Origin of the sequence: Hyphococcus sp. (assembly GCF_041986965.1) — a bacterium.
Classification (GTDB): domain Bacteria; phylum Pseudomonadota; class Alphaproteobacteria; order Caulobacterales; family Parvularculaceae; genus Hyphococcus.
The window spans coordinates 986,651-1,013,353 of sequence record NZ_JBHIXB010000001.1 but is presented as its reverse complement, the minus strand read 5'-3'; the positions used below and the strand labels follow the sequence as shown (position 1 = coordinate 1,013,353).

Below are 26,703 nucleotides of genomic sequence, written 5' to 3'. Positions count from 1 at the left end.
TTACGCCTCTGCCTGATAGCCGAGGTCGAGCCGCACGGTCGGGCCTGATTTGCGGATCGTTTCACGCAAACTTTCGCGGCCCGCAGGCGCGCCCGCGTCATCGACTTCAATGAGATAGGCGTCGGTGATTTCCTTCACACGCGTCTGCGCGGCGGCGAGAACGGGTTTCGCATCCTCATCAGCGAAACGCGCCGCGGCGGCGAGATCAGACGTCCAGCGGTCATCATCGCTGAGATAAACAACCGCGCCGTCGTCAAGACGGTTTCCAGTAACAGCCTTCATGCCGCGGCCCTTTCTTTTGCAATGATCTCAATGAGCGTTTCGCCGTCCGCGAGGGCCGCAACTTCGCCAATGACGAGCAGCGCCGGACCTTTGATCCCGCCCGCTTCGATGAGGCGCGGCAGATCGCCGAGCGATCCCTTGACGATTTTCTGGCTGTCGCGCGTGCCGTTTTCGATAACCGCGACCGGCGTTTGCGCGCCCCGGCCATGCTCAATGAGCTTGGCGGAAATCGTTTCGGCTTTGGTGACGCCCATATAGACGACCAGCGTGTTTTTCAGCGCCGCCAGCGCCGACCAGTCGAGGGCGGGGTCGGCCTCCCCCTTCGCGTGACCGGTCACGAAAGTGACGGCCTGGGCGTGGTCGCGATGGGTGAGCGCCATATTGGCGGCGGCGGCGCATCCGGTCGCGGCGGTGACGCCGGGGCAGACGAAAACGGGGATGCTCGCGTTCCGGAGCGCTTCAAGCTCCTCACCTCCGCGACCGAAAACGAAGGGATCGCCGCCCTTGAGGCGAACGACCATCTTTCCCTGGCGCGCAAACGCGATAAGGCGCGCCTCAATTTCTTCCTGAGGCACGGCGTGGTTCGATTTTGCCTTGCCCACATAAAACCGTTCGGCGTCACGGCGCGCGAGATTGAGAATCTCATCGCTCACCAGCCGGTCGTAAAGAATGACGTCGGCGCGCTGGAGAAGCCGCAGCGCCTTGATCGTCAGAAGATCCGGATCGCCCGGCCCGGCGCCGACAATATGCACGGAGCCTTTTTGTTCTTCCGTCTTTTCATCTGTATGAGGACGATTGATCAGGGCGAGCATGGCTTCATGGGCGCCCGTTTCGTCGCCGGCGAGAACCTGCGCCGCGATGGGGCCGTCGAAAAACGACTCCCAGAACTGACGGCGCGCTTCCGGCGCGATGGTCGCCTTCACCGTCTCGCGATAACGGTCGGCGAAATCGGCAAGGCTCCCGAGACGCGGCGGCAACAGCGCCTCAATATCAGCGCGCAGGCGCTTGCCCAGCACCGGCGCCGCGCCAGCGGTCGATATAGAGACCGTCACCCGGCCGCGATCGACAATCGACGGGGTTGTGAAATCACACAACGCCGGCTGATCGACCACATTCAAGAGCACGCCGGCCATGCGCGCGATCTCGGCCCAGCGCCGGGCCTCAGCCTCAGGCGTGTCTGCGATGAAAACGAGCACCGCCGCTTCAATGTCCGCGGCCACCGGCTGGCGCTCCAGAAGGCGGGCGCGAGACTCAAGCTCGGCCCTCGTTTCCGGGGCGAATTTCTTTGCAATCAGCGTCAGACTGGCGCCGGCCGCCAACATCAACCGCGCCTTCGCCAGCGCGGCCGCGCCGCCGCCCAAAATCAGCGCCGGTCGGTCCTTGAGGTCGATATGAGCGGGAAATGCATTCATGATTAGATTTTCTAACACAATAGCTATATTGAGCCCGCCGCCGGGCTGGTTTCCGGCAAGCTATTCTCGGGTATTTTAGTTCTCAATCGAATATTTCTGCTAATTAGCTTAGCTTTGCTGACGGGATCGCACGTTTTCTGCGATTTTCCGGCATTAGCTCACCTGATTAACGCTTCACAAGCGAGTGATGCGCGACTCCCCTCTTGATTATTTAGGAAAGCTATCCGAATAATGCCCCGGAAAGAGGAGAGAGACCCTGAAAAATGAAGCAATTACCGCCCCTGAATGCGCTTCGCGTCTTTGAAGCCGCCGCCCGCCACTTAAGTTTCACTAAAGCGGCGGAAGAACTTCATGTGACGCCGGGCGCCGTTAGCCAGCAAATCAAGGCGCTGGAGGACTTTCTCCAGACCCCGGTCTTCCGCCGCCATAAGCGGGCGCTCCTCCTCACTGACGAGGCGCAGGCGAGCCTGCCCATCCTGCGGGAAGGCTTCGACAAGCTGGTCGAGGCCGGGGAAATCCTCGCCAAAAAGGCTGACGCCGGCCGCCTCACCGTGTCGGTCGCGCCGTCTTTCGCCTCGAAATGGCTGGTGCCGCGTCTCGACCGGTTTCAGGAGGCCCACCCGGATATCGATGTCTGGGTGTCCGCCGACATGAATGTGGTCGACTTCGCCGTTGACGATGTCGACATCGCGATCCGTTACGGGGCCGGAAGGTATCAGGGCCTCGTCACCGAACATCTGATGGCGGAAAAGATCGTGCCGGTATGCAGCCCGGCGCTGTTGACGGGCGACAACCCCATCAAGACGCCGGCGGACCTCGTCCACCACACGCTGCTGCATGACAGCGGCAATGACAAGGATCCGGGCTGCCCGACCTGGCCCATGTGGCTGAAAGCGGCGGGCGTCGAACACAAGACCGGTGATCGCGGCCTCAAATTCAATCAATCCTCGCTGGTCATCGAAGCCGCCGTCGCCGGCAAAGGCGTCGCCCTCGCGAAAGCCGCGCTGGCGCTGGCCGACCTCGAAGCCGCGCGGCTGGTCATTCCGTTCGACCTCACAACGCCGACCGAGTTTTCCTATTACATCGTTCACCCGCCGTCGAAGTCGTCTTCGCCGGCCGTGAAGGCTTTCATGGCGTGGGTCCTGAAGGAAGCGGCGGAAAGCGTGGACGCAGCGGACGCACAGGAAGCGGCGGCGTAAGCCCAAAAAAGCAGCGTAAGCCCAAAAATTTGCGCCCGCACTGTGGGGGAACAGCGCGGGCGCTAAACAGCGGCCCTGTCGAGAGGGGGAGAGAATGCAGGACCAACTGCCTTTCCGATAAGATGGCCTTCTTACAGCGGCGATCAAGCGCGCCTGTAATGACAAATCCGTTAGTCCGATCACGATTGACGTAAATGGCTGCGACAAACCGTCAGTCGAGTTGATCAGAGCTCAACTGATCAAGACCAAGTTGATCAAGACAGGCGCAGACCGCTTCGAAAACCAACAGCGTCGACGCATGACGCTGCGGGTACTCGCGAATAGGCTGCAGCATGGCGAGGTCGCGCCACCGTTCATCAAAAAGGGGCTCTCCGGTGGGCGGCTGCCCATTTTCTTTCAGCATCGCCCGCATTTGATCGCGCAAGCGGTAAAGCTCTTCGACCTCGGCGCCGACGATGTTACGGGCGACGATAGAGGCCGACGCCTGACCGAGCGCGCAAGCCTTCGCCTCCATGCCGAAATCGGCGACGCGTCCATCTTTCACGACAAGATCGACCGTCACTTCAGAGCCGCAAACGCGGCTCACTTTTGTGGCGCTGGCGTCGGGCGCATCAAGACGCCGCGCCGGCGGTATCGCCGCCGCCGCGTCCAGAACGCCGCCCGTATAAAGTTCGCTCAACATGCCGCTCTAAATGGCGGTTTTTTACGGCAAGTCAAACAACAGGATTTCGCTGTCGGCGAGGGCGCGGAAAGAAATGCGCGTCTCTTCCGATATCTTCGCTCCGTCGCCAGCCTGCATGATTGAGCCTTCCGGCAACTCAACGCCGCCTTTGGCGATCTGCAGCCAGCCATAGCGGCCTTTTTCCAACTCGTGCGAAAGACTATTCCCTTCTTTGACGTTGGCCGCGTAAAGCGACGCATCTTGACGAATGGCGAAGGAGCCATTGCGCCCGTCAGGCGAGGCAATCAGCGTCAGGGCGCCGTTCACGCTTTCGGCGACCTTGCGTTCCTCATAACGGGGCGCGCCGCCCCGCTCCGCCGGCAGGAGCCATATCTGATAAAGATGGAGCGGGTCCGTCTCCGAGGCATTATATTCGCTATGAGTTACGCCCGAGCCTGCGGACATATATTGCACCATGCCCGGCGTGATAACGCCGCCGCCGCCCGTCGAATCCTTATGGGCCAGCGCGCCTTCAAGGACATAGGTGATGATCTCCATGCTTTCATGGGGATGCGTCGGGAAGCCGGCGCCGGGATTGATGCGATCTTCATTGATCACGCGCAGCGCCCGATAGCCCATGTGGTCCGGGTGATAATAGTTGGCGAAAGAAAAAGTGTGGTGAGTGTCGAGCCAGCCGTGATTGGCGTGGCCGCGGTCAACACCCTTGCGGATCGTAATCATATGCTCTCCCTGCCGGAGACCTGCGAGAAACATGAAACCGGCGTTTGCCGCCCGAAAGCGGATCGGATTGTTGCTGATTCCGGGTTCATTTAGGCGCATGCGCCCGCCTTTAAAGAGGCGGGCGCGGCCCCGCACGCAGCTGTGATCAGCAGCGATGCGCCGTCTTTATCCCGGCCAGGCAACGCTTCGCCGCAAAGCGATTGCCGCCAAGCCCTGCGAACGCCAAGCTTCACTCATCACGGGCGCCGGATGTTGCGTTGCCTGACCAGGACGCCCGCAAAGAAACCAAAACGAAGAACGCAACTTAAGAAAAGGAACCCCCAGATGTCTTCAGTCAAAACAGCCAAAACCCTTATCATCTCCGGCGCCGCCGCCCTCGGTCTCGCCTTTGCCGCCCCCGCCGCCATCGCCAGCGATTTCGTGGATATCTCTTTCGACGACCTCGATTTCGGCGAAGAAGATTTCCTTCAGAAATTGATTGAAATGGATGCGGACGATATCGCGGATATGCGCGCGGAAATGGCTGACGCCCGCGCCGAAATTCTCGACGCCATCAGTGAAATCCAGGAAGCGCGTGCAGAAGCCGAAGCCAATCCGGAAACACGGACGGTGATTGAAGCCGCTCTGGCCGCTGCGAGCGCGGCGGTCACCTCGACCACCAACAGCGCGTTTGAAAAAGTCCGCGCAGAACTGGACGAGGCGGAAATCGAACTCGCCACAACGGATGTCAGCGAGGAAGAAAAAACCGAAACACAAGGCGCCATTGCTGCAGTGCGCGAAGAACTCGCCGGCATTGAAGCCGCCGTCGGCGAGCTCGTCGCCGCAATGAAGGCTTAAGCCCAACACTACCAAGCATGAAAAAAGGGAGGCGGCTGACGCCGTCTCCCTTAACGCACCCGTCTTTCCCTGTTGTCTAGACCGCCTCAAGCACCAGCGACGCCGCCGCCGTATTGCTGATGGGGATGTGATAATTTTCAGTCCGCTTCGCCAGCGGCCGCTCACCAAGCGCCCCGCGCGCGGCAATCCAGTTCAAAATCTCGACGCCTTGCGTGCCCGCCTTCTCCACAATGCCGGAGATGCTGTCCTTCACCAGCGCCTCCGGGTCGTCCATGAGATGATCGAGGCAGAAGCGGTCATAGTCCGCGTTGATAAACCCGGCCCGCTCGCCGTCGAGCTGATGCGATAATCCGCCAGTGCCCATGACGACGATTTTATCGTCGCTGTCCCAGCTTTCCAGCGCGCGCCCGACGGCGCGGCCGAGCGCCAGACAACGCTTTGCAGACGGGAGAGGATGCTGCACCGTATTGATCGCAATGGGAACGAGCTTCACCGGCCACGCCTCGGTGTCGGGCCAGGCCAGCTCAAAGGGGATCGACATGGCGTGATCCACAAACATTTTCTGGCATGTGGTGATGTCGAACTCGTCCGCCACAAGTGATTCGATAATGTGCCATGACAGCGCCGGGTCGCCTGTGAAGGTTTTGTAGACCGGCAGGCCCCAGCCCTCGTCGGCGCTGTGATATTCATGCGCGGCGCCGACCGCGAAGGTCGGCATCTTGTCGAGAAAGAAATTCAGTCCGTGATCATTGTAGAACACCACGGCGACATCCGGCTTTTCTTCCTTCAGCCAGTCCCGGATGGGCGGAAATCCGTCGAAAAAGGGCTTCCAGTACGGGTCGCCCTGAAGACCTTTGGCAATCGCGCCGCCAATGGCCGGCACATGGCTTGTGAAGTATCCGCCGACAATCTCGGTCACGCCGCGCCCCCATATTCATTGTAGGAAAGAAGTTTCGACTTGAAGGCGTCGACGCTCATCCCTGTCTGCGCGGCGCCGAGGTCCTGGACATTGAGGCCCCAAATGCCGGCAAGCTTGGCGAGGTAATAAACATTCCCGCCCGCCGCGATCATGCCGAGAACATTCCGCTCCTCAACCGCGCGCATTTGTTCCGGCGTCAGATGGTATTTGCGGCAATAAGCTTTTTCATCGCGGCGAAACTCTTCGCGGTTTTCCGCATCGTTGAAAGAATAGCACATGGCGTTGAGCGCAAAGCCGCGCTGGGCCATGTCGCCGTCGAACAGCGTTGTGCCTTCGATGGGCTGGCGCTCTTGAGTGAGTGTTGCTGACATACCGACCTCGCCAAATATCAAGCTCCATTGCGATATTGCCGCCCGGCCCGGCGCCCGTCCTTGACTTGAATCAAAAGCTGAATGCGTAGAAATACTTAGGACTTGGCGGCGCCGTGACCAGAGTGCGGGCGCCCATCCGGGCGCAGCGAGGCCGCGTCTGACCGGCACAAACCCGGCAAGCTTGCCTAATCGCCGGAGCCCGGCACGTCCGGCATGGAGCCGGTCGGCGCAAGAACAATAATCGCCACGAGGAAAAGAAGGAGCGCCGCCAGCACGGCGATATTGATCCTTAACGCCCGGTCCGCCGCTTTTTGCTCAAACCAGGTGCGCGGGCGAACGCCTTTGTAAAAATAAACGCTCTGCGCGGCAATCATGATACAGACGACATTAACGGTGAGAAGAAGCACGGAGCGGCCGAAGCTGCCGATCTCGCCGGCGCCGAGAAAAAGCCCCGCCGCCGCCGCCGGCGGCAACAGCGCGACGGCGACCATGACCCCGACTAGCGCGGAAGAAATCCCCGCCACAATGGACAGCGCCGCAGCAACGCCGGCGGCGAGCGCCAGCACGACTGAATCGATGCCCGCCACCGTGCGGCTCATCAATTCGTCGCTTTCCATATTGACGCCGAACATGGCGCCGATGAGCGCCGCCGTCGCAAACCCCAAAGCCAGGCCGGCGACCGCGTTGCGCCCCGCACGCAAAAGCAATTTCGTATCCCCCAGCGCGACGCCGAGAGAGATCGCGAGAATGGGCCCTAATAACGGCGCAATCACCATGGCGCCGATGACAGCGGCGATATTGTCAGCGTTCAGGCCGAGCGCCGCCACAATCGCCGACGCAAAGGTCAGGATAAAAAAGTCAAGACTAAGCTCGGCGCCGTCGGCGACGTCGTCATAAATCTCTTCGCGCAGGGCCACATTCTTGCGGCCATTCTGTTCGTTGTTCTTGTCGTCTTTTTCTTCGCCGTCGTCGGGCTTCGGCGCCGTCGCCTCCACCGGCAACACGATAATGCGCCACTTGTCATCGTTTTCGCAGATATCCTGCAGCGCATCGACGAGCCCCTGCGCGCCTTCCTCAACGAACAGCGCGCGCAGGACCGCGCTGTCGTCTTCTTCCGTCGCGGAAAAGCGCCAATGCGTCGGCTTGTGCTTTTTTACGGCGTCTTCGACCTGATCGCGCTTATCGACGGGAAAGACGGCTTCGATCAGGCGCATGGATCAGGCCCGCCGCCAGGTCGCGCCTTGCGGCCCGTCTTCGATGACGATTCCGTGGGCCGAGAGCTTGTCGCGAATTTCGTCTGCTTTCTGAAAATCTTTTGCTTTGCGGGCATCTGCGCGCGCCGCCAACAAGCCTTCAATGACCGCTTCCGTAAGCCCGTCCGTCTCAGCGCCTTTAAACCATTTGGCCGGGTCCTCATTGAAAAAGCCCATCAGCCGGCCAGCATCGCGCAACCGCGCAATCGCCGCCGCCCTGGCCTCGCCCTCCAGTTGCCCGGCGATGTCGCGCAATTCATGAAGGCCGGCAAACGCTTCGGGTGTATTGAGGTCGTCTTCAAGCGCGAGCATGACGCTTTCGGGCGCATCGCCCGCTTCTTCCGTAAACGGAATGTCCTCGAGCAAGCGGTAAAAGCGGTCAAGCTGTTTCTTCGATTGCTTCAACAGCTCTTCGGTCCATTCCAGCGGCTGGCGGTAATGGGCGGACAAGAGCGCCCAGCGGATCACCTCGCCATGCCAGTCTTTCAAAAGATCATGGGCGAGAACGATATTGCCGAGCGATTTCGACATCTTGTCGGCGCCCATGCGCAAAAAACCGTTATGCATCCAGTACCGGGCGAGCGGCGCGCCGTGATGGGCGCAGGCCGATTGCGCGATTTCGTTTTCATGGTGCGGAAAGCGCAAGTCCTGCCCGCCGCCATGAATGTCGATCGTCTCGCCCAATTCGCTCTCGATCATCACCGAGCATTCAAGATGCCAGCCGGGCCGGCCGCGGCCCCACGGACTGTCCCAGCCGGGCTCATCGTCTTTTGACGGCTTCCACAAGACGAAGTCGGCCGCATTCTTCTTATAAGGCGCGACCTCGACGCGGGCGCCGGCGATCATTTCGTCGCGATCAACGCCGGAAAGTTTCCCATAGTCGGGATAGGCGTCGACGGAAAAAAGAACATGGCCTTCGGCCGCATAGGCGGCGCCTTTTTCGATCAGCTTTTCCATCATCGCGATCATGGGCCCGACATGGCCTGTCGCCGTCGGCTCCAGGCCGGGGCGGATAACGCCGAGCGCGCCCATATCGGCGCGGTAGATGTCGGCGAATTTCTTCGTGATCGCCTCAATCGGCTCTCCCGCCTCCTGGGCGGCTTTCATGATCTTGTCGTCGATATCGGTGATGTTGCGGGCGTAGACCACATGATCGGCGCCGTAGCGTGCGCGCAGGATCCGATAGAGCAGGTCGAACGCCACCGCCGAACGGGCGTTGCCGATATGGGCGTAGCTATAGACCGTCGGCCCGCAGACATACATGGTCACCCGGTTCGGATCGGCGGGTTCAAAAACACGCTTCTCGCGCGCCATGGAGTCATAGATCGTCAGGGCCATCGCTTGGGTCTTTCCTCTGGGAGCCGTTGCTAGCCGTGACGCCCCGCCGAGGCAACAACCCGCGCGCGCCAAGAACCAGCTTTCCTGCGCCCGCGAGCCTGCTATGGTCCGGCCCATGACGACACCGGTTTCCTTTACTGACCCGAAAACCCTCGATGAAAAGATCGAGGAGACGACCCGTTTCGCGCCGAAATTCGGGCCGGACGGGCTGATCACCGCTGTCGCCACCGATGCGGAAACAGGCGAAATCCTGATGCTTGCCTATATGAACGCCGAAGCCCTCGCCAAAACCCTGGAGACGGGCGAAGGCTGGTACTGGTCGCGGTCCCGGGGCGAGCTCTGGCGCAAGGGCGGCACGTCCGGCCATATCCAGCGCGTCGTTGAAATCCGCACCGATTGCGATCAGGACGCCATTGAGCTTGTGGTCGAGCAAACCGGTCCCGCCTGCCATACAAATCGCCGGTCCTGTTTTTACCGCACGGTCAAGGCTGACGGCACGCTTCACTTCAGGGATTAAAGTCCGGCGTTCTTGATCAAGGCTTGCGCTGCAGCGCGCGCATCGGCCGCCGCCATCTCGGGGTCATGGAGATGCGCGAGCACAATGGCGCCCTCCTTCAACAACAGAATTCGCCGCGCGAGACCATCCGGGTCCTGCGCCCCCGCCGCATGGGTGAGCGTTTGAAAATAGACCAGAAGCAGGCGCTTATGTTCGGCCGAGGCCGCATGGATCGGATGACTGCGATCCTGAAATTCCGAAGACGCCTTGATGAACATGCAGGAGCGGAATTCAGGCTCGCGAAACCATTCCGCCAGGGCGTCGAATATCGCCAGCAACTGTTCCTGCGGCGTTGCAGCCAGCGCCTCCACCCGGCGCACCAGCCAGTTGCGAAACTGTTCATCGCGCAGCCGCAAGGTAGCGAGGATCAACTCTTCTTTGGTGCGGAAATGTTTGTACATCGCCGTCTTGGAGACGCCGGTCTCTTTCGCCAGCGCATCCATGCCGATGGCGTGAAACCCGCCCCGGTAAAACGCCTTCAAGGCGTTCTGAACCAGCTCATCCCGCTTCGATGCGCTCAATTTGAGGACTCCTCATATACTGATCAGTAAATGTAATGTGCTTTACGGCAAAATACAAATTCATGAATTTATCAATATAAACAGATTTCTATAGGAACACCTCATTACCAACCCCTCCTCACGGAAAGTTTATCGCCTAAAAACATTGACCAATCAGTAAATGGCTTCTATCTGAGCATTGACTGATCGGTAAACCCATCAGCGATCCGTCACGCAAAGATCGAAGACAGTCCAAACAAAAAGGAGAGAGGGACAATGACAAAAGCAGCACGGCCAACATTTTATCACCGGGCGACGGACCTGGCGTCGCTTGCCATCGGGCTCTGCGTCGCCGTCACCGCCTTCGCCGGCGTCTTGACGGCCGTCGTCGCCTTCGCGCCGCATAACTAAAAAAGAGAGGCGCCGCGTCCTGCGGCCCCGCCCCTTCCCCCCGGGCCGCAGGACGCCCTTCAGCGAACCAACAACAAGAAAGTGACAGGAGTCATTCATGAAACCGCCAACGCCGCCCTTCACCGACGAGACCGCCCGCGCCAAAGTCCAGGCCGCAGAAGACGCCTGGAATACGCGCGACCCGAACCGGGTCGCCCTTGCCTATACTGAAGATTCTGAATGGCGAAATCGCGACCGCTTCCTGAAAGGCCGCGCGGAGATCAGGGCGTTTCTTGCGGAGAAATGGGCCGCGGAACTCGATTACAAACTGAAGAAAGAATATTGGGCGCATACGGATAATCGCATCGCAGTGCGTTTTGAATATGAATCCCGCGATGCAGACGGCAACTGGCGCCGCAGCTATGGCAATGAGATGTGGGAGTTCGATAAGGACGGCCTGATGCGCCGCCGCTACGCCAGCATCAATGACGCGCCGATCAAGGAAAACGAGCGGCGTTTGTAACAACGGCAAAGGAGGCAACATGGCCCGCGCCTATTCGAAAATCGCCTTTACGCCCACGGTTCGCGCGCTGCAGGCGCGCTACGGATCGGCGCAGGCCTATGAAAAATTTCTGGCGCCGGAGACGCCCCCAAATGATGCGCTCGGCGAAGCCGAGATCAGTTTCATTCGCGAGCGGGAAGGCTTCTACCAGGCGACCGTTTCGGAAACCGGCTGGCCCTATCTCCAATATCGCGGCGGCCTCAAGGGCTTTGTCCATGCGCTTGACGCCAGGACGCTCGCCTATGCGGATTTCCGCGGCAATCGGCAATATCTATCCGTCGGCAATCTCGCCAATAATGACCGCATCGCACTTTTCTTCATGGACTACGCCAACCGGCGGCGCCTGAAACTCTTCGGCAATGTGCGTCTTGTTGATCTTGACGATGATCCGGCGCTGATCCGCAGCCTGCACAATCCGGGCTACCATGCAAAGCCGGAACGCGCCTTCCTGATTAACGTGGCCGGGTTTGACTGGAATTGCCCGCAACACATCACAGAACGCTACACGCGCGACGAAATAGAAAGCGCCGTCGCGCCCCTGCGTGACGAGCTACAGCGGCTTCAGATGGAAAACGAAGAGTTGAAGCGCAAGCTTGGCGCATAGCCCAGCCCGCCGATGCGGCCACTCTTTATCTCTTTCGATCTGGCGCTGTGCTGCAGATCACAGGCGCCAGATCCGCGCTTGTTTTACCATGTCCTTACGCAGCTTATTCCAAGGAGATACCGATGACATCCATGCTTCGTTCTTTCACCGTCGCAGCCGCCCTGTTTGGCGCCGCTCTCATTCCCGCCTCGGCTTCCGCCGCCAATAACGGCATCTCGAGCTTGATCGCGGTGTCGCAACTGAAGGTTCAGAACGCCAACGACGAGGCGGTCAGCACAGCAGAGCAACAACGCGATCGGGTGAAAAAGGAAAAGGCGGCGCGTCAGGCCCAACAACAGGCCGCACAAACGAAAGCTCGCACAACTGTCCGCGAAGCAGCGCAACAGGACCTTTCGGCTCGTTGCGCCAAGTGCAATGACGACTAGACGCGCAACACCACTTGTCGCAGTGGATCAGCCCATCCCGCCGACGCTGCCAGTGCGCCCATGCTTATGATGATCGAGAATATGCGTGCGAATGGCGAGCGTCAGCCACGCGCCGTGAAAGACGACGCCCAGCGCCAAAATGAAGACGCCGGGGAACGGTCCGACCGCCATTCGGTTTAAAAGCTCGTCCAAAGTCGTCACCGGCGTCGGATGAATGACGATCTTGCCGGCATAGGCGACAGCCTGAAAGCTGAAAATCCACATATAGTTCCGCCGCAACCGCCGCCCCATGGCCCGCCAGAAACCGATATGGTATTGCGGCGCCAGATAATCCTTGGCGAGAGTATCCTGCCACTCACCCGGATCTGGCCGTGTCGACCGAAACAGCATGGGTGCATAAAATTTCGTTTCGATCCAGCGGCAGCGCGCACGCCAGACATTGAAAAATCTGTAGCGGCGCGATTCCAGAATCAAGAACATGGTGATGAGAATGCCCACCAGCAAAAGCGGCAGCGGCGAGGCAAGCGGGTCGGCGTAGGTGACCGACAGCGCAATCCCGAGCGTCACCACAGACCAGTTGGTCGTGTTATCAAGGCGCGTGCGCCAGATGGTGGAACGGTAAACCTCACCGCGGTAAAGATGCGCGAGCGCGCCGATCTCAGCGGAATCGAGCGTGTTGCCGGTGCCGCCAGGCGGGCTTTGCCAGTTTTTCCAGTCTTCACTCACAAGAATGCTGATCGCCGCCCCTTGGGACGCGCCTTTTTAGTCTTCTCCCAGCCGTGCGATCAGAGGTTTAAGGAACTTCGCGTATTTACGCCACTCCTCAGAGCTGCCCTTATAAAGTTTTCTGCGGACCTGCATGGAGGAGATCGTCGCGACCGCCCGTTTTGATTCGTGAAAATCAATGCAGGCCTGTTCCAGATCGAGGCCGAGATAGTCCAGGAGCCTGGCCGTCTCTTCTTCCTGATTTTCAGTCAGCCGCTCATAGCTGAATGAGTAGACGCCGCCGGGAAACCGTTCCTCCCAGAATTTCATCAGGTCCATATAACCGCTGTAATAATCGGCGATGTCGTCGAGATCGTAGGCGTAACCATTGCCGAAATCGCTGAAATAATATTTGAAAATCGACCAGCAGCTTGCGACCGACCGCCGCTTGATGTGGACGATCTTCGCTTCCGGCAGCGCCAGACGAATGAAGCCGATCCAGCGATAGTTCAGATTCATCTTATCAGTGACATAGGGCTCCGACGCGCCGCGCCGGGCCATGTTCCCAAGATAATGCTCCCTGATCGACTGTAACTGTCCGGCGTCCACAGCGCCGCCGCGCCATACGGCGTTCACCGCCTTACCCAGCGTCACCAGCTCCCCGGCGCCGTATATTTGCGAATGACAGGAAAGAATCTGTTCCGTCAACGATGTGCCTGTGCGGGGCATGCCGACGACGAAAACAGGCGCCTGACGGCTTTCTTCTTCCGGCGCACGGCAAAGGCGCTTGATGTTTTCTTCATCATCAAAAGCCTCCTTGATCTTGCGGAATAAATTCCGCTCTATTTCGGGTCTGTAGTCCAGAAACTGTTTGCGTAAGAAATTTCCGTTTGAGTAATAGCCAAAGGCGTCATCATACTTTTCTAAATCCTCGCTCGCTTTTCCAAGGGCATAGTAAAGCTGCATCCGGTCGTGATTGGATATGTCATTGCGCCCCAGCATGTTGAGCATATGCGTAATTTCCGGGTCGTCTTCGCGATAATGCTTCAGAACGCTCCGGCTTCTATAGGCCTCGGCGAATTCAGGATTGATACGCAGCGCGTCTTCATAACTCGCCGCCGCATCTTCCCTGCGGCCAAGGTCAAACAGATAGCTCCCCTTATTGTAGTGCGCCTCCACATAGTCAGGCTTGACTTCGATCGCCTTGGCGAAACTCGCCAGCGCTTCTTTCTCGCGGCCGATTTTTTTCAGTGCGAGACCCAGATTGTTATAGGCATCGGCGAAATCGGGCTTGGCCAGCAAGACAGCGCTGAATTGCGACACCGCTTCTTCATAACGCTCGAGCTTGTTGAGAAGAACGCCGAGATTGTTGCGCGCGCCATGATGATTGGGCGCTATCCGCAGCGCTTCCTGATATTTGGATACGGCTTCTTCCCGCCGCTCCAGATCGCGAAGCGCGTTCGCCATATTGAAATACGCTTCAGCGTAATCCGGCTTGATGGATATCGCTTTCGCGTATTTTTCGACAGCCTCTTCCAGACGCCCAAGATTTTTCAGCGCCACGCCGAGATTGTTATAGGCGTCGGGAAAATTCGGATCGGCGTCGATGGCCTTTTGGAAGTCTGCGGCGGCGTTTTCCTGGTCTTCCTGTCGCGCATTGACGGCGCCGCGAATATTATGCAGGAACGAATTGCCCGGAAATTTTCCAATAAGCGCCGTCACGGCCGCATGCGCCGCTTCAAGCTCGCCATTATTGTAAAAAGCGATAACAGCTTCGACTTCGTCTCGCGTTGGAGCGCTATGTCCGTCCTGAATTGTCACTCGCGCCCGATCCAATCTGCTGCTTCCCGACATGACGCTTTAAAAACACGCCACGTTTTCACCCCTTAGAAGACAGGCCATTGAGTAGCTCAGTATAAGCGGGGCGTTGCACCGCGAACGAGCGCGTTCGTCGCATATGAAATTCGGTTCATCGCACACTCAATTCGTCAATCGCTCTTCCGTGACGCCAAAGGCTCAAAACCGCACAAGCTGCTCTGGGACAGCTATAATATGCTGCTATGCGCCGGAGCGGTGTTGCGGGGACTGCTATTTCATCTCGCGCGCCGAATAAGACAAAGCCCGGTGACTTGACCGTCGCAGCAGGCTAAGGGCGGACATAAGGAGCCTTTATGTCTGTCGGCGCTGTTAAACCGGCTATCAGCTACGGAGAAATTTTACGTCTCGCTTGGCCGGCCTCGGTGGCCGCGGCGGTGACGCCCCTTTTGGGCGCTATAGACGTGTGGGCGCTGGCGCAGTCCTCACGCCCTCTCGACATCGCCGCGATCGGGCTTGGGTCGGTCATCTTCTCGCTCGCCTACTGGACCTTCGGTTTTATCCGCATGAGCGTTGCAGGCCTCACCGCGCAGGCCGCCGGCGCCGAAGATGAAGCGGAAGCGCGCGCCTCGCTCGTCAGGGGCGGCGTCATCGGCGGCGCCATCGGCGTCGCGCTCGTCGCGCTGCAAATCCCCATCGGCCTCGCCGCCTTTCAGTTGCTTGGAACAGGATCGGAGGCGAGCGCCGAAACCCTCGCCCATGGACGAACCTATTTCGACATCCGCATCTGGGGCGCGCCTTTCGCCCTCGCCTCTTACGCCGCCTTTGGCTGGCTGACGGCGCGCGGCCGAACGGATTTTCTGATGGCTGCGAGCCTGTTCATGACCATTCTCAATATCGGTCTCGACTACTGGTTTGTCGTGGGGTTCGGCTGGGGCGCCGCAGGCGTCGCCTATGGCACGCTGATCGCAGAAATCGCCGGGTTTTTTGCGGCCATGGGGTTTGTGCTCATGCTCCTCAAAAACCATGGCGGCGTCAAAGCCCACTGGCGCCCGGAAGACTTCTGGAAAGCCGAACGCCTCGGCCGAACGGTCGCCATCAATTTCGATATCTTTATCCGCACGCTGCTGCTCGCTTTTTGTTTTGCCTGGTTCGTCCAGCGCAGCGGCGCATTTGGCGACGTCACCCTCGCCGCCAATCAGGCGTTGTTGCAGCTATTTCTTTTCACCGGCCTCGCGCTCGATGGAACCGCCATCGCCGCAGAGACGCTCGTGGGACAGGCGATCGGCGCGCGTGATCGCGCCATAGGCAAGGCGCGCTATAGGCAGGCTGTGCGCAAGACATTTCTGCTGGGCTCAATCGCCGCTGTCTTTTTCACGCTTTTTTACTGGATCACGGGCGCGGAGTTGATCGCCTTGCTTACGCCGGAAGGGCCGATCCGCGACGCCATGAACGCTTATATGCCATGGGTGATCGTCAGTCCGTTAATCGTGGTCATCGGCTTTCAGCTTGACGGAATTTTTATCGGCGCCACGCGCTCACGGGAGATGCGGGACTCCATGATCATCTCGGCGCCGATCTTCATCGCCGCCTCCATCTGGCTTGCAAACCCTTGGGGAAATCACGGTCTCTGGACGGCGTTTTCGCTTTATTTCATCATGCGCGCAGCGACGCTCGCCATCTGGTTGCCGCGCATCGCGCGGGTCTTCGACTAAACTGTCCCGGCGCCCACCGCGTCGCCAATCTGCGCAAAACCATCCGCATCGAGAAAGGAAGGCAGCTCTTTCAGGATCTGCGACGGCAGGCCCGGCCCTGCGTAAACGAGCGCCGTATAAAGCTGGACAAGCGACGCGCCCGCGAGAATTTTTTCATAAGCGTCCCGCGCCGACGCAACGCCGCCAACGCCGATCAGCGGAATATCTTTTCCGACGACGCCGTAAAACTCACGCAGGAGCGCCGTCGACATGGCGAATAAAGGCCTGCCGGAAAGCCCCCCTGCTTGCGCCGCCTCGGCGCTGCGCAAATTCGGCGCGCGGGAAATCGTCGTATTGGAAATGATCAGCGCATCCAGCTTCATGGCGCGAGCGACATCGGCGATATCGGCCTTGTCTTCGTCGGCGAGGTCAGGCGCGATCTTCAAAAACACAGGCGTTCCGGTCGCCGCCTCATCGCGCGCCGCCTGCACCCGGCGCATCAACTCTTCAAGGGACGCCTTGCTCTGTAGCGCGCGCAGTCTCGGCGTATTGGGCGAGGAAATATTGACCGTAAAAAAATCGACAAGCCCTGCAAGCGCCCTGACGCCTTTCACATAATCTTCGGCGCGGTCTTCTGAATCCTTGTTGGCGCCGAGATTGACGCCGACAATACCGGCCCGCGCCCGCGATTTGAGCCGCGCCGCAACAGCCTCCAGCCCTTCATTGTTGAAGCCATAGCGATTGATGACGCCCGCATCGGCGCGCAGGCGAAACACCCGCGGACGCGGATTGCCGGCTTGCGGCCGCGGCGTCACGGCGCCGACTTCCACAAAACCGAAGCCCATATCGAGCGCGGCGTCAGGCGTCTCGGCGTTCTTGTCGAACCCGGCGGCGAGCCCCAGCGGATTTGGAAAGGAGATCCCCGCAACATCGATGGCGAGACGTGGGGTATCGATGTTCACTTTCGGTCCGAAGCCCGCCTTCAGCATACGGATCGTCAAGTGATGCGCGGTCTCCGCATCGAGCAGCCCCATGGCCCTGGAGCCGAGATCGGCAAGACCCATCGGCGTTTTCACTTGCCGCCTCCGAAAGAGAAAGCGTCGCCGTCGCGCATCAGCGGGATCGCGCGGACCACATGCGCCGCCTGAAGCTCGCCATAATAATGGGGAAACGCCTCACCCCGTTTCGGCGCAAGTTCGAATTTCAGCTTGTCGGCGATCGCTGCAACGGGAATTTCCAGCGCCACCAGATCGTCAACGCCCGCAAAATGAAGGCGCGCGGTTTCCAGCGCCTGGTCGCGCGTCGACAGATGAAAATATCCGTCTTTGACGTCGATATCGCGTTTCGGCACAGCGCCTCTTTCGCGCGCCTGCCGGCATTCCGCAGCGCTCGCCAGGCGATAAATGAATTCAGGGGTCTGATCTGACATATCGCTCCCCTATCGCGGCCCGCTAATCCAGTCCAGCCTTCTCCTGCTGGACAGCGCCCGGCAACCAAGGACAAAGTGCGCGCCCATGAAACCCATGCGCATCCTTTTCGGCGTTCTCTTCGCCGCCACCGCTGGCCTCGCCGCTCAGTCGAGCGGCCTGCCCCAGCCGATCGTCGCCACCATCGCCATCACGGCGCTGACGGCCTTCTGGTGGGTGAGCGAAGCTTTGCCCATTCCAGCGACGTCGCTCGTTCCCTTCGCGCTGTTTCCGCTTGCGGGGGTTCTGGATCAGCGCCAGGCCGCAGCGGCGCTCGGCTCTTATGTGATCATCCTGTTGATGGCCTCTTTCATGTTGTCGAAAGCGCTGGAACGCTCCGGCGCTCACGAACGCCTCGCCCTTTACATGATCAACCTTGTGGGCGGCTCGGGCCGCCGGCTTGTCATCGGCTTCATGGTTGCGGCGGCGGTTCTTTCCATGTGGATCTCCAACACCGCGACGACCCTGATGCTCGCCACCATGGCGCTGGCGATTTTATCACGCACGGATGACCCAAAGCTCGGACCGGCGCTGCTCCTTGGCATCGCCTACGCCGCATCTTTCGGCGGGACAGCGACGCTGATCGGCACGCCGCCCAATCTCATTTTCGCCGACAATTTTTTGCGCGCGACAGGTGAGGAATTTTCATTCCTGCGCTGGATGAGCATCGGCCTGCCCATCGTCATCATCGGCATACCGGTGATGGCGTTGTGGCTGACGCGAAATCTCGGCGGGGTCGAAACCCCGAAGCTCGCCGATCCCGGCCCCTGGCGCACGGATGAAAAACGCACCCTCATTGTGTTCGCCATCGCCATCCTTCTTTGGGTGACGCGCATCGAGCCCTTCGGCGGCTGGTCCGGCGCGCTTGGCATGGAGGCGGCGGGCGATTCAACCGTTGCGGTTTTCGCGGTCCTTCTCATGTTTCTCGTTCCCGACGGAAAAGGCGGCGCCCTTCTTGACTGGAAAGCGGCGGGCGACATTCCGTGGGGGATGTTGCTTTTGTTCGCGGGCGGCATCTGTATTGCGAGCGGGTTTCGCGCCAGCGGTCTCGATGCGCTGATCGGCGAGCAACTGTCGGGGCTCACCACGGCGCCGGTTTTCCTGATGATGATCGGTCTGTGCCTGTCCGTCACGTTCCTCACCGAAGTGACCTCCAACACGGCGACGGCCAATCTTTTGATGCCACTGCTCGCCGCGGTCGCCGCCGGCGCGGGCGTGAAGCCGGAGCTTCTCATGATCCCCGCCGTTATCTCTTGCTCCTGCGCCTTCATGCTGCCGGTCGCCACCGCGCCCAACGCCATCATCTATGGCACGGGCCGTGTTTCTATCGCACGCATGGCGCGGGAGGGCTCAGCGCTTAACGTGATCGTCGCCTTTATCGTCGCCAGCGTTTGCTACGTCGTGTTGCGATGAGGGCGCTGAAAGCCGGCGGCGCTTATTTCGCATCTGTTTTCGCCGTCGGTTTCATGCTGGGCGCCGTGCGCGTTTTCCTGCTCGAACCGCGGCTCGGCGCCCTTGGCGCCGTTCTTACTGAAACGCCTTTCATCCTTACTGCAAGCTGGTTCCTGTGCCGCCACTGGGTGCATCGCTTCAAGGTGCCGCCAGACAATGCGGCGCGCCTTGTTATGGGGCTTTGCGCTTTCGGATTGTTGCTCATGGCCGAGTTTGTCCTCAGCCGGTACGGTTTTGGCCGTGCGTTCAGCGACCAGCTTGCCGCCTACGCCACGCCGGCCGGCGCCGCAGGACTGATAGGACAGGTCTTGTTCGGACTCTTCCCATTGCTGCAAAAGCCATCAGCGCAAAAGCCCTAGACCTCCGCCGGCGCTGCGAAAAGCGCAATGGTGACGGCAAGAAGCCCGGCGAAAACAAACAGCTCCGCCAGCCCATGATCGCCATTGCGCCGCGCCGCCAAGGCCGCCTGCACCGATTGCAAAGCGTAATAGATGACGAACGCTTTCGACGCATAGGCGATGATTTCATAGATATTCGCCGCCCAGATAATCGCAATGGCGACAAGCGCCGTCACAAGATCGCCAAGCTTGACCGGCAGGCGTCCGTTAGAACTTTCCGACAACAGACCGCCGGCGCCGTTCATGTCCGCCACCGCCGCTGAAAATTGCGACGCCAACGCAGCAATAATGATCACCGGCGCAACAGCGACGCCAATCGGCGCCAGCATGTCGATGATCGCGGTTTCACCGCCTTGTTCCGGCAGACCGTTTTTGAAAAAGCTGGTGATCAACAAGACGAAGACAATGTAGATCGCCGTTGAGAGCCCTTGCGCCCAGCGCATGGTGCGGATGCGCATCGGTCCGTCATATTCGTCGCCAAGATAGCGGGAGGTTTCAAATCCCTGCACAAGAATGACGAGTCCCAAAAGGATGCGCAGCTCGTCGACGCCATGAGGATGGCTGGGCGCGCGCCATTCGAAGTCGCCGCCCGCAGCCATCAGGATGCTGGCGAGAATGAGCGCAGCGATCAGCCCGGCGATGGCGCTAAGTTTCAGTCCGACGGCGCTGACTTCGAGCCGCTCAAGGGCGCGCAGGCCGCCAATGGCGCCCATAAACCCCAAAAACCCGATCACCACCGTCGCAAAAACACGGATCGCGAAAGGGTCGACAATGTCGCCGAAACGCAGGCCGAAGGCCGCCAGAAGGTTGATGTAGTAAGCGACCGAAATGAAATAGGCGAGCGACAAAACCACCTGAGACGCACGCTCAAGCGACGTCACGATTTTGGGTGGGTTCTTCCGCAACGCCGGTTCGATATGCGCAATATTATAGCGGATCGCCGCGCCGAACAGATAGGCGATGAGGCATAGCCCGGCCATTGCGATCCATGCCTTCGTTCCCGCCGCATGGGCGAGGATCGGTCCCGCCACCAGAAAACCGGAGCCGATAATCGACGCCAGCGGCGTCACTGTCGCGCGCCACAACCGCCCGGTTCGAAACTTTGGATGAAAAAAGACCCCGGCGGCGAAAGCCGATGCAATGAGGAGCGTTAGATTCTCAGCTGACATGACGTCTTTGCTGGCAAGATGCGGCCCCGGGTGAAACGGCGCCTTTTACGATTCGTCGTCAAGCGTCATGTGACGGGCGCGGGCGGCGTGATCGATCGCCTGTGCGCCTTCATCGGAAACCTTGAGCGCCTCGCGGATGAGCTCCAGCACGCGGATTTCCGTCACATCGAGCATTTCATCGGCGGTCACGACATCAACAACGGCGGCATAGGCGGTTTCGCCGAGATGGTCCGGCAGCGCTTTCGCCGCCGATTCCAGCACCTTGTGCAGCCCGCCTTCAGACGACATCAGCGCGCCGCAGGCTTCGGCCATTTCCACAAGCCCCGCCTCGTCCGCGTCTGAAAACAACGGAAAGGACCGCACCACACGGCCGATGGTCCGAAGCTCCTCATCCTTGATGGCGCCGTCGGAGGCCGAGGTCATGACCATCAGATAGATCACTGCTTCCTGCGGCGTGAGGCTGACGAGACTTCCGGCCATGAATGGGACTCCTGTGTGCTTTATTAGGTTCTGGGCCGAAGCTACGCGTCCCGGCTGTTCGGAGCAAGCCGCCCATTCCAAATGCGGGGATGAAGGTTGCTATTTGCTCATAACCGGCAAGCCGATCGCTGCGGCTGCAGATTCAATTTCCGCCGCCCGCTCTGAAGGACAAAGCACATGGTTGTCGCCATTTGCGCTGTAGGCAATGACATCTTCCTTGAGAAGGCGCTCGCCGCCAAGCGAGTAATTTTGATAGTTCAGGCTATTGAAAAACTCATTGAAGAATCCGGTTTCCATATCCTTCAGAATTTCCATAAACAAAATGGGCCTGTCTCTTTCAAAGATTTTGCGCCCGCCTTTTAACACCGCTTCCTCATGCTGCTCTACATCCAGCTTGATTAGCGATACGCCGCTAATCCTCTTTTCTGCACAGACATTATCCAGCGTATCCTTTTTGACTTCAAAAGACTCAAGCGTCTTGTCTTCATAAATGGGGGCGATAGAGCTGGACGATTCCAGAAGTCCGGTTTCCGTCGTCGGCACGCTCAGGCGGGCGGAGCCTGGCGCATCGGACAAGGCGATTTCAATCAAAGCGATGCGCTCGTGAAAGTCATTCCGGTCTATATTATTTTTGATCAATCTCTGCGCGACGGGGAAAGGTTCAAAGGCGTAAACCTTTGCTTCACCGTTTACACGCGCCGAGATAAGACTGTAGAGGCCGGAAAAGGATCCGATGTCGAGAACAACATGCGCCTGCGCAGCCAGTCTTGCGAACATGTCCGGCATCGGAAACTCGAAGCCGCGCCAGCCGCCAAACCAGAAGGCGCGAGAAACAGGCTCCCGGCCATTTTCACCCGCCATGAAAATCGGCTGTTCCTCTTTTCCGGGGATCGCCACCGGCACCCATTTGGGCGCAAAGTCACACATGACGGAGATCTTGCGGCTTAGCCCGGTTCTGCCGATCGCATTTGCCGTGAGCGCCAGAGGAACGCCGATCGCCCTGTTTTTGGTCAGCGTAATCGCCTGATCTTTTATCGCTCTGTAAACGGACATAGGGTGCGCGCCTGTCTTTATGTGAAAATAAGGATTGGTTGGCTCAAGGCTATTGTTGACCGAGGAATTTTTTCCGCCATAAACGACTTCTCTTTTCCACACAAGGAACACGGTTAATGCAGGCCGTTATTGAACATAACTTCACCGCCGAAGACGCCGCCGCGGCCAAAAGCTGGCCGTTTCAGGAAGCACGCAACCTGATCAAACGTCTCGACAAGGTAAAGAAAGACGGCCCGGTGGTGTTCGAAACCGGCTACGGTCCTTCCGGCCCGCCTCATATCGGGACCTTTGGCGAAGTCGCGCGCACCACGATGGTGCGCCGCGCCTTTGAATTGCTGACCGGCCGGGAAACGCGCCTGATCGCCTTTTCCGACGACATGGACGGGATGCGCAAAGTCCCGCCCCATGTCCCGAACCAGGAGCTCCTCAATCAATATCTGCAAAAGCCGCTGACGGTCGTCCCCGACCCGTGGGGCGAGCATGAGAGTTTTGCGCATCACAACAACGCAAAGCTACGCGCCTTCCTCGACCAGTTCGGTTTCGAATATGAGTTCATGTCCTCCACAGACTGCTATCGCAGCGGTATGTTTGACGACACCTTGATACGCGTTCTTGAACGCTACGAGCAGGTGATGGAGATCATCCTGCCGACGCTGGGCGAGGAGCGGCGCGCGAGCTATTCGCCGATCCTGCCGATCTCGCCGAAAACGGGGCGCGTCCTTTACGTCCCCATGCTCGAGATCGACGCCCCAAAAGGCGAAGTGGTTTTCGAAGACGAGGACGGCGAAAAAGTCCGCATGAGCGTTGGCGGCGGCGCAACGAAGCTGCAATGGAAAGTCGACTGGGCCGGACGCTGGCACGCGCTTGGGGTCGATTATGAAATGTCGGGCGAAGACCTGACAGAATCCGTGCGCCTTTCAAACCGGGTCGTCAAGGCGCTCGGCGCGGAACCGCCTGCGGGCTTTAACTATCAGCTCTTTGTCGACGAACAGGGCAAGAAAATATCCAAGACCAAAGGCAACGGCATCACGATCGAGGAATGGCTCACCTACGCCTCGCCTGAAAGCCTGTCGCTTTATATGTTCCAGAATCCGAAATCGGCGAAGAAACTCTATTTCGACATCATCCCGAAAACCGCCGACGAATATTGGGCCCATCTTGAAAAATACGCGGGTCAGGAAGGCGGCAAGGCGCTCGACAATCCGGTCTGGCATATACACGAAGGAAAGCCGCCGGCCATCCTGCCGCCGGTGAACTTCGCTATGATCTTGAACCTTGTCAGCGCCGCCGGCGGCGCCGATGCCGAGGTCTTGCGCGGGTTCATCCGCAAATACCGGCCGGGCGCATCGGAAGAGGAATTCGCGGCGGCGGACGCCATGATCGGTTACGCCCGGCGCTATTTTGAGCGCTTTATTGAGCCGACCAAGAAATTCCGCGCGCCGACGGATAAGGAACGCGCCGCGCTGGAAATGCTGTCCGCGCGCTTGAAAGAAATTGGCGAAGGCGGCTCCGAAGATGAATACCAGACGGCTGTTTTCGACGCCGGCAAGGCCCAGGACTTTGAGAACATCCGTGACTGGTTCAAGGGCCTTTACGAGGTTGTCTTCGGTCAGGAGGCCGGCCCGCGCATGGGGCCCTTCACCAAAATCTACGGCGCGGCCGCGACCGCCAAGTTGATTGACGAGGCGCTCGCGCGCTAGGCTGCGGTCTCTTCCAGGTTCCGCAACCATTCGAGTGATGCCGTGTTCTTCAGCCTCATGCCCGCGGTTAACAGAACAATTGCGCTTCTCGTTGCGGCGACCCTACTCGCCGCAACGCCCGCCCTGGCGCAAGACGAGACGCCCGGCGATCCTGATTCTGTTATCGAAACCGCGCCGCCGGGGGCCAGCGATAGCGAAATCACCGCCCGCATTCGCGATATCTTTGCGGAAATCGAGTCTCTTCAGCATGTGGAGGCGTCTGTCGCCTCGGGCGTCGTCACGTTGTCCGGCGAGACCCAGACAGCGGACGCCGCCGCCCGCGCCGAAGCCATCGCCGCGCGCATCAATGGCGTTGTCACCGTCGAGAATGAAATCGAACGCGACGTCTCGGTGACAACGCGCCTGACGCCGGCGGCCGGACAGGCGGAGACATTTTTCCGCGATGTCGTGCGATCCTTGCCGCTCTTATCGCTCGCCCTCGCCGCCTTCGCCGTCATCGCCGCGTTCGGCTGGCTGGTGAGCGTATGGCGCTGGCTTTGGCGTCATATCACGCCCAACGCCTTTATCGCTGAGCTCGCCGCCTCGACCTTTCGTGGTCTCTTTTTCATTCTCGGCGCGGTCGCCGCCCTCAGCCTGCTCGACGCAACGGCGCTTCTTGGCGCGTTTTTGGGCGCCGCCGGCGTGATCGGTCTCGCCGTCGGCTTTGCGGTGCGCGACACGATTGAAAACTATATCGCCTCGATCATGCTGTCCCTGCGCCAGCCTTTCCGTCCGAACGATCATGTGGTGATCGACAATAAGGAAGGCCGGGTCATCCGCCTCACCTCGCGGGCGACGATCCTGATGACGCTGGACGGCAATCATCTGCGCATTCCTAACGCCAGCGTCTTTAAAGCCGTGATCCTCAACTACACCCGCAATCCCGAGCGGCGCTTTGATTTCGAGCTCGGCGTCGACGCCGACGACGACCCGATCGCCGCCATCGAAACCGGCGTCGCTGCGATCGCCGCGCTCGACTTTGTCTTGAAAGACCCGCCGCCTATCGGGTTCATCAAGGCGGTCGGCGATTCCAACATTGTCATTTTCTTCGCTGCCTGGATCGACCAGCGCACGGCCGATTTCGCCAAGTCCCGCAGCATCGCCCTTTCCGCCGCCAAGGACGCCCTGGAAGACGCCGGCTTCGCCCTGCCCGAACCGATTTACCGCCTGCGCTTCGACGAAAAAGCGCCGCCGATCTTGCAAGACACGTCAGACGCTGTTGCGACTGAGACGAAACCTCAAGAAAAGCCGGAAAAGCGGGAGCGCGCCGCTGCATCGGCGCAGGATGTCGCGCCCGACACCCATCTCGAAGAAAAAGTGGAGGAGGAACGCCGCGAGGAGCCGCAGGGCGATCTTCTCTCGCCCAGCGCGCCCGTGGAATAGACATAAACCATTCGACGCAGCGCCCGGCGCAGCGCTACACTGCGGCCCATGTGCTTTTCAGCCACCGCCAGTTTCACCGCCGCCGCTGTGCTCGCAGGCGTCGGCGCAGCGACGCTGGTGCAAAAGCCAAAACCGAAAGACCTCGCCTTCGCCGCGATCCCGGCGATCTTCGCTGTCCATCAAGCGATTGAAGGCGCTGTCTGGCTATCCCTGAATGGCGGAAACGCGCCGCCAAACGCCCTTGTCGTCGCCTATCTCTTGATCGCACAGGTGTTGTGGCCGGCCTATATTCCGCTCAGCGTCATTGCGATGGAGCCAAAAAGACGGCGCCGGCCCGCCTTGTGGATTCTGCTTGCGGCGGGCCTTTTTGTTTCCGGCGCGCTCGCCATCATCCTGGCGCAACACCATTACACGGTGACGGCGGTTTCAGACGGTCTGCGCTATGCGACGGATCTTGAGTTCGAGCGGCGCCTGCTGGAGCTTTATTTGCTGGCTGTCGTGGCGCCGCTCCTTTTATCGCGCCACCGTTATGTGGTCGCCTTCGGCGCCGTGACGCTCGTCGGCGCCATCGTGACAGTCATGGCGTTTTATTTCGCCGCCGCGTCGGTCTGGTGTTTTTTCTCAGGCCTCGCAAGCGTTCTCGTCTATCTCCATGTGCGACGCTCACGCCGGAATAACGGCGTTTGCGAAGCTTCAACAAAGATTGAAGCGGCGTAAACGCCATTGGCAGTCGGCGCATCAAAGCGCTAATCACCCGCCAACAGCAGAGAAACAGTGCGCCCGTATTGGCAGAAGCTTCCAATGACGCGCCTGACGCGCATCGCACCGCCTGAGACGCAGACTCAAATTGCGGCGACAATTAGGCTCGTCGTTTCGTGTTTTTACTGTCGCACCGAATCATAATCGATGTTATATTATTCGTGCACGAGCCAAAAATACGAAACGAAATGTTAGGGGCCCTTCGGTTAACCTTGTTTCGCATGCCTGATTGGCGTGCGTGCATAAAAGAGTTTTGCGTTGGGTGCGCCGAAAGGCGGGGACGGGGTAGTCAAAGAAAAGACAAAAGCGGCGACTTTATTGCGGCGGGCAAAAATAAAATGATGGGAAGCGATCACAAAGAAGCGAATGGAATGGCGGTGCGCCATGCTTGCTTCATGATGAAAGCAACCCATATCAATTACAGGAAGCCGGCCAAGCCAGAGAAGGCGCCACAGTATGAAATCGCCATTGTTGGTGGCGAGGTTGCGTAGTGCGAACGGGGGCGCTGGTTTTTGCCAGCGCCTTTTTTAATTCAAAAAT

Annotated in this window: 30 protein-coding genes; 14 read left to right on the top strand and 16 right to left on the bottom strand. The window is 59.4% G+C overall.

Features of this window, described 5'->3' with window-relative positions:
- Complete coding sequence (locus ACFC5L_RS05055; protein WP_375201366.1) at positions 1-282, bottom strand: DUF2849 domain-containing protein; 282 nt, start codon at positions 280-282, stop codon at positions 1-3.
- The gene (gene cysG, locus ACFC5L_RS05050; RefSeq protein WP_375201367.1) at positions 279-1,694 is read right to left on the bottom strand and encodes a siroheme synthase CysG; all 1,416 of its coding nucleotides are present in this window, start codon (positions 1,692-1,694) and stop codon (positions 279-281) included. The genes ACFC5L_RS05055 and cysG overlap by 4 nt, the downstream gene beginning before the upstream one ends.
- 263 nt (positions 1,695-1,957) lie before the next feature.
- Between cysG and gcvA the strand changes: the two genes are divergently transcribed.
- Positions 1,958-2,893 carry a transcriptional regulator GcvA gene (gcvA, locus tag ACFC5L_RS05045; RefSeq protein WP_375201368.1) on the top strand — a complete coding sequence of 312 codons (936 nt, stop codon included), beginning with the start codon at positions 1,958-1,960 and terminating at the stop codon, positions 2,891-2,893.
- 211 nt (positions 2,894-3,104) lie between these two features.
- Here gcvA and ACFC5L_RS05040 read toward each other — a convergent pair whose 3' ends face one another.
- Together ACFC5L_RS05040 and ACFC5L_RS05035 are read right to left on the bottom strand one after the other, a co-directional pair.
- Positions 3,105-3,575 carry an iron-sulfur cluster assembly scaffold protein gene (locus tag ACFC5L_RS05040; protein WP_375201369.1) on the bottom strand — a complete coding sequence of 157 codons (471 nt, stop codon included), beginning with the start codon at positions 3,573-3,575 and terminating at the stop codon, positions 3,105-3,107.
- Positions 3,576-3,596: 21 nt separating this feature from the next.
- On the bottom strand, positions 3,597-4,394 hold the full coding sequence (locus tag ACFC5L_RS05035) for a pirin family protein (protein ID WP_375201370.1): 798 nt from the start codon (positions 4,392-4,394) through the stop codon (positions 3,597-3,599).
- A 225-nt stretch (positions 4,395-4,619) separates the two neighbouring features.
- On the opposite strand from ACFC5L_RS05035, the gene ACFC5L_RS05030 reads away from it, so the two are divergent.
- Positions 4,620-5,132, top strand: a complete 513-nt coding sequence (locus ACFC5L_RS05030; protein WP_375201371.1) for a hypothetical protein — start codon at positions 4,620-4,622, stop codon at positions 5,130-5,132.
- Positions 5,133-5,208: 76 nt separating this feature from the next.
- Here the strand turns inward: ACFC5L_RS05030 and ACFC5L_RS05025 are convergent, their stop codons facing one another.
- From ACFC5L_RS05025 to cysS, 4 genes are all read right to left on the bottom strand, one after another.
- Positions 5,209-6,051: a class III extradiol dioxygenase family protein gene (locus tag ACFC5L_RS05025; protein ID WP_375201372.1), complete on the bottom strand. Its 843-nt coding sequence runs from the start codon at positions 6,049-6,051 to the stop codon at positions 5,209-5,211.
- On the bottom strand, positions 6,048-6,422 hold the full coding sequence (locus ACFC5L_RS05020) for a protocatechuate 4,5-dioxygenase subunit alpha (protein WP_375201373.1): 375 nt from the start codon (positions 6,420-6,422) through the stop codon (positions 6,048-6,050). The genes ACFC5L_RS05025 and ACFC5L_RS05020 overlap by 4 nt, the downstream gene beginning before the upstream one ends.
- Before the next feature lie 185 nt (positions 6,423-6,607).
- A complete protein-coding gene (locus ACFC5L_RS05015; RefSeq protein ID WP_375201374.1) occupies positions 6,608-7,636 on the bottom strand; it encodes a TIGR00341 family protein in 1,029 nt (342 codons plus the stop codon).
- 3 nt (positions 7,637-7,639) lie between these two features.
- Entirely contained in the window at positions 7,640-9,013 is a 1,374-nt protein-coding gene (cysS, locus tag ACFC5L_RS05010; RefSeq protein ID WP_375201375.1) for a cysteine--tRNA ligase, read from the bottom strand.
- A gap of 115 nt (positions 9,014-9,128) precedes the next feature.
- Here cysS and hisI point away from each other — a divergent pair, with 115 nt between their 5' ends.
- The gene (gene hisI / locus ACFC5L_RS05005; protein WP_375201376.1) at positions 9,129-9,530 is read left to right on the top strand and encodes a phosphoribosyl-AMP cyclohydrolase; all 402 of its coding nucleotides are present in this window, start codon (positions 9,129-9,131) and stop codon (positions 9,528-9,530) included.
- On the opposite strand, the gene ACFC5L_RS05000 is transcribed toward hisI, so the two are convergent.
- The gene (locus ACFC5L_RS05000; protein WP_375201377.1) at positions 9,527-10,090 is read right to left on the bottom strand and encodes a TetR/AcrR family transcriptional regulator; all 564 of its coding nucleotides are present in this window, start codon (positions 10,088-10,090) and stop codon (positions 9,527-9,529) included. The genes hisI and ACFC5L_RS05000 overlap by 4 nt on opposite strands.
- 255 nt (positions 10,091-10,345) lie before the next feature.
- On the opposite strand from ACFC5L_RS05000, the gene ACFC5L_RS04995 reads away from it, so the two are divergent.
- The 4 genes from ACFC5L_RS04995 to ACFC5L_RS04980 all read left to right on the top strand — a co-directional run bounded on the left by ACFC5L_RS04995 (position 10,346) and on the right by ACFC5L_RS04980 (position 12,050).
- On the top strand, positions 10,346-10,480 hold the full coding sequence (locus ACFC5L_RS04995; protein ID WP_375201378.1) for a hypothetical protein: 135 nt from the start codon (positions 10,346-10,348) through the stop codon (positions 10,478-10,480).
- A 97-nt stretch (positions 10,481-10,577) separates the two neighbouring features.
- Positions 10,578-10,982 (top strand): DUF1348 family protein, encoded by a 405-nt coding sequence (locus tag ACFC5L_RS04990; RefSeq protein WP_375201379.1) that lies wholly within the window; start codon positions 10,578-10,580, stop codon positions 10,980-10,982.
- A gap of 19 nt (positions 10,983-11,001) precedes the next feature.
- Entirely contained in the window at positions 11,002-11,625 is a 624-nt protein-coding gene (locus ACFC5L_RS04985; protein WP_375201380.1) for a pyridoxamine 5'-phosphate oxidase family protein, read from the top strand.
- A gap of 122 nt (positions 11,626-11,747) precedes the next feature.
- Positions 11,748-12,050: a hypothetical protein gene (locus ACFC5L_RS04980; RefSeq protein WP_375201381.1), complete on the top strand. Its 303-nt coding sequence runs from the start codon at positions 11,748-11,750 to the stop codon at positions 12,048-12,050.
- A 27-nt stretch (positions 12,051-12,077) separates the two neighbouring features.
- Here ACFC5L_RS04980 and ACFC5L_RS04975 read toward each other — a convergent pair whose 3' ends face one another.
- Both ACFC5L_RS04975 and ACFC5L_RS04970 read right to left on the bottom strand, forming a co-directional pair.
- Complete coding sequence (locus ACFC5L_RS04975) at positions 12,078-12,776, bottom strand: DUF2270 domain-containing protein (RefSeq protein WP_375201382.1); 699 nt, start codon at positions 12,774-12,776, stop codon at positions 12,078-12,080.
- A gap of 36 nt (positions 12,777-12,812) precedes the next feature.
- The gene (locus ACFC5L_RS04970; RefSeq protein ID WP_375201383.1) at positions 12,813-14,576 is read right to left on the bottom strand and encodes a tetratricopeptide repeat protein; all 1,764 of its coding nucleotides are present in this window, start codon (positions 14,574-14,576) and stop codon (positions 12,813-12,815) included.
- 350 nt (positions 14,577-14,926) lie between these two features.
- On the opposite strand from ACFC5L_RS04970, the gene ACFC5L_RS04965 reads away from it, so the two are divergent.
- A complete protein-coding gene (locus ACFC5L_RS04965) occupies positions 14,927-16,285 on the top strand; it encodes an MATE family efflux transporter (RefSeq protein ID WP_375201384.1) in 1,359 nt (452 codons plus the stop codon).
- Here ACFC5L_RS04965 and ACFC5L_RS04960 read toward each other — a convergent pair.
- Both ACFC5L_RS04960 and ACFC5L_RS04955 read right to left on the bottom strand, forming a co-directional pair.
- Complete coding sequence (locus ACFC5L_RS04960) at positions 16,282-17,340, bottom strand: quinone-dependent dihydroorotate dehydrogenase (RefSeq protein ID WP_375201385.1); 1,059 nt, start codon at positions 17,338-17,340, stop codon at positions 16,282-16,284. The two genes, ACFC5L_RS04965 and ACFC5L_RS04960, sit on opposite strands and share 4 nt — an antisense overlap.
- Complete coding sequence (locus ACFC5L_RS04955; protein ID WP_375201386.1) at positions 17,337-17,693, bottom strand: DUF952 domain-containing protein; 357 nt, start codon at positions 17,691-17,693, stop codon at positions 17,337-17,339. The genes ACFC5L_RS04960 and ACFC5L_RS04955 overlap by 4 nt, the downstream gene beginning before the upstream one ends.
- A gap of 85 nt (positions 17,694-17,778) precedes the next feature.
- Here ACFC5L_RS04955 and ACFC5L_RS04950 point away from each other — a divergent pair, with 85 nt between their 5' ends.
- The gene (locus ACFC5L_RS04950; protein WP_375201387.1) at positions 17,779-19,143 is read left to right on the top strand and encodes an SLC13 family permease; all 1,365 of its coding nucleotides are present in this window, start codon (positions 17,779-17,781) and stop codon (positions 19,141-19,143) included.
- Entirely contained in the window at positions 19,140-19,541 is a 402-nt protein-coding gene (locus ACFC5L_RS04945; RefSeq protein WP_375201388.1) for a hypothetical protein, read from the top strand. The genes ACFC5L_RS04950 and ACFC5L_RS04945 overlap by 4 nt, the downstream gene beginning before the upstream one ends.
- Here the strand turns inward: ACFC5L_RS04945 and ACFC5L_RS04940 are convergent.
- The 3 genes from ACFC5L_RS04940 to ACFC5L_RS04930 all read right to left on the bottom strand — a co-directional run bounded on the left by ACFC5L_RS04940 (position 19,538) and on the right by ACFC5L_RS04930 (position 22,282).
- Positions 19,538-20,749 carry a hypothetical protein gene (locus ACFC5L_RS04940; protein WP_375201389.1) on the bottom strand — a complete coding sequence of 404 codons (1,212 nt, stop codon included), beginning with the start codon at positions 20,747-20,749 and terminating at the stop codon, positions 19,538-19,540. The genes ACFC5L_RS04945 and ACFC5L_RS04940 overlap by 4 nt on opposite strands.
- A gap of 45 nt (positions 20,750-20,794) precedes the next feature.
- Entirely contained in the window at positions 20,795-21,229 is a 435-nt protein-coding gene (locus tag ACFC5L_RS04935) for a tellurite resistance TerB family protein (protein ID WP_375201390.1), read from the bottom strand.
- Between the two features lie 99 nt (positions 21,230-21,328).
- Positions 21,329-22,282, bottom strand: a complete 954-nt coding sequence (locus tag ACFC5L_RS04930) for an FkbM family methyltransferase (RefSeq protein WP_375201391.1) — start codon at positions 22,280-22,282, stop codon at positions 21,329-21,331.
- A gap of 116 nt (positions 22,283-22,398) precedes the next feature.
- Here ACFC5L_RS04930 and ACFC5L_RS04925 point away from each other — a divergent pair, with 116 nt between their 5' ends.
- The 4 genes from ACFC5L_RS04925 (at position 22,399) to ACFC5L_RS04910 (ending at position 26,654) form a co-directional block, all read left to right on the top strand.
- Entirely contained in the window at positions 22,399-23,982 is a 1,584-nt protein-coding gene (locus ACFC5L_RS04925; protein ID WP_375201392.1) for a lysine--tRNA ligase, read from the top strand.
- A 42-nt stretch (positions 23,983-24,024) separates the two neighbouring features.
- Positions 24,025-25,404, top strand: coding sequence for a mechanosensitive ion channel domain-containing protein (locus ACFC5L_RS04920; RefSeq protein ID WP_375201393.1), 1,380 nt, complete (start codon positions 24,025-24,027; stop codon positions 25,402-25,404).
- Between the two features lie 48 nt (positions 25,405-25,452).
- Positions 25,453-26,121, top strand: coding sequence for a DUF6629 family protein (locus ACFC5L_RS04915; protein WP_375201394.1), 669 nt, complete (start codon positions 25,453-25,455; stop codon positions 26,119-26,121).
- 254 nt (positions 26,122-26,375) lie between these two features.
- On the top strand, positions 26,376-26,654 hold the full coding sequence (locus tag ACFC5L_RS04910; RefSeq protein WP_375201395.1) for a hypothetical protein: 279 nt from the start codon (positions 26,376-26,378) through the stop codon (positions 26,652-26,654).
- Positions 26,655-26,703 lie beyond the last annotated feature (49 nt).

Excerpts from the sequence above, each read along its gene's own strand:
- ACFC5L_RS05020 (WP_375201373.1), bottom strand. The coding sequence starts at position 6,422 with ATGTCAGCAACACTCACTCAAGAGCGCCAGCCCATCGAAGGCACAACG.
- ACFC5L_RS04930 (WP_375201391.1), bottom strand. The coding sequence starts at position 22,282 with ATGTCCGTTTACAGAGCGATAAAAGATCAGGCGATTACGCTGACCAAA.
- ACFC5L_RS04940 (WP_375201389.1), bottom strand. The coding sequence starts at position 20,749 with ATGTCAGCTGAGAATCTAACGCTCCTCATTGCATCGGCTTTCGCCGCC.
- hisI (WP_375201376.1), top strand. The coding sequence starts at position 9,129 with ATGACGACACCGGTTTCCTTTACTGACCCGAAAACCCTCGATGAAAAG.
- gcvA (WP_375201368.1), top strand. The coding sequence starts at position 1,958 with ATGAAGCAATTACCGCCCCTGAATGCGCTTCGCGTCTTTGAAGCCGCC.
- ACFC5L_RS04945 (WP_375201388.1), top strand. The coding sequence starts at position 19,140 with ATGAGGGCGCTGAAAGCCGGCGGCGCTTATTTCGCATCTGTTTTCGCC.
- ACFC5L_RS04935 (WP_375201390.1), bottom strand. The coding sequence starts at position 21,229 with ATGGCCGGAAGTCTCGTCAGCCTCACGCCGCAGGAAGCAGTGATCTAT.
- ACFC5L_RS04955 (WP_375201386.1), bottom strand. The coding sequence starts at position 17,693 with ATGTCAGATCAGACCCCTGAATTCATTTATCGCCTGGCGAGCGCTGCG.
- cysG (WP_375201367.1), bottom strand. The coding sequence starts at position 1,694 with ATGAATGCATTTCCCGCTCATATCGACCTCAAGGACCGACCGGCGCTG.
- ACFC5L_RS04980 (WP_375201381.1), top strand. The coding sequence starts at position 11,748 with ATGACATCCATGCTTCGTTCTTTCACCGTCGCAGCCGCCCTGTTTGGC.
- ACFC5L_RS04985 (WP_375201380.1), top strand. The coding sequence starts at position 11,002 with ATGGCCCGCGCCTATTCGAAAATCGCCTTTACGCCCACGGTTCGCGCG.
- ACFC5L_RS05030 (WP_375201371.1), top strand. The coding sequence starts at position 4,620 with ATGTCTTCAGTCAAAACAGCCAAAACCCTTATCATCTCCGGCGCCGCC.
- ACFC5L_RS04925 (WP_375201392.1), top strand. The coding sequence starts at position 22,399 with ATGCAGGCCGTTATTGAACATAACTTCACCGCCGAAGACGCCGCCGCG.
- cysS (WP_375201375.1), bottom strand. The coding sequence starts at position 9,013 with ATGGCCCTGACGATCTATGACTCCATGGCGCGCGAGAAGCGTGTTTTT.
- ACFC5L_RS04915 (WP_375201394.1), top strand. The coding sequence starts at position 25,453 with ATGTGCTTTTCAGCCACCGCCAGTTTCACCGCCGCCGCTGTGCTCGCA.
- ACFC5L_RS05055 (WP_375201366.1), bottom strand. The coding sequence starts at position 282 with ATGAAGGCTGTTACTGGAAACCGTCTTGACGACGGCGCGGTTGTTTAT.
- ACFC5L_RS05015 (WP_375201374.1), bottom strand. The coding sequence starts at position 7,636 with ATGCGCCTGATCGAAGCCGTCTTTCCCGTCGATAAGCGCGATCAGGTC.
- ACFC5L_RS05040 (WP_375201369.1), bottom strand. The coding sequence starts at position 3,575 with ATGTTGAGCGAACTTTATACGGGCGGCGTTCTGGACGCGGCGGCGGCG.
- ACFC5L_RS04995 (WP_375201378.1), top strand. The coding sequence starts at position 10,346 with ATGACAAAAGCAGCACGGCCAACATTTTATCACCGGGCGACGGACCTG.
- ACFC5L_RS04990 (WP_375201379.1), top strand. The coding sequence starts at position 10,578 with ATGAAACCGCCAACGCCGCCCTTCACCGACGAGACCGCCCGCGCCAAA.
- ACFC5L_RS04950 (WP_375201387.1), top strand. The coding sequence starts at position 17,779 with ATGAAACCCATGCGCATCCTTTTCGGCGTTCTCTTCGCCGCCACCGCT.
- ACFC5L_RS04965 (WP_375201384.1), top strand. The coding sequence starts at position 14,927 with ATGTCTGTCGGCGCTGTTAAACCGGCTATCAGCTACGGAGAAATTTTA.
- ACFC5L_RS05035 (WP_375201370.1), bottom strand. The coding sequence starts at position 4,394 with ATGCGCCTAAATGAACCCGGAATCAGCAACAATCCGATCCGCTTTCGG.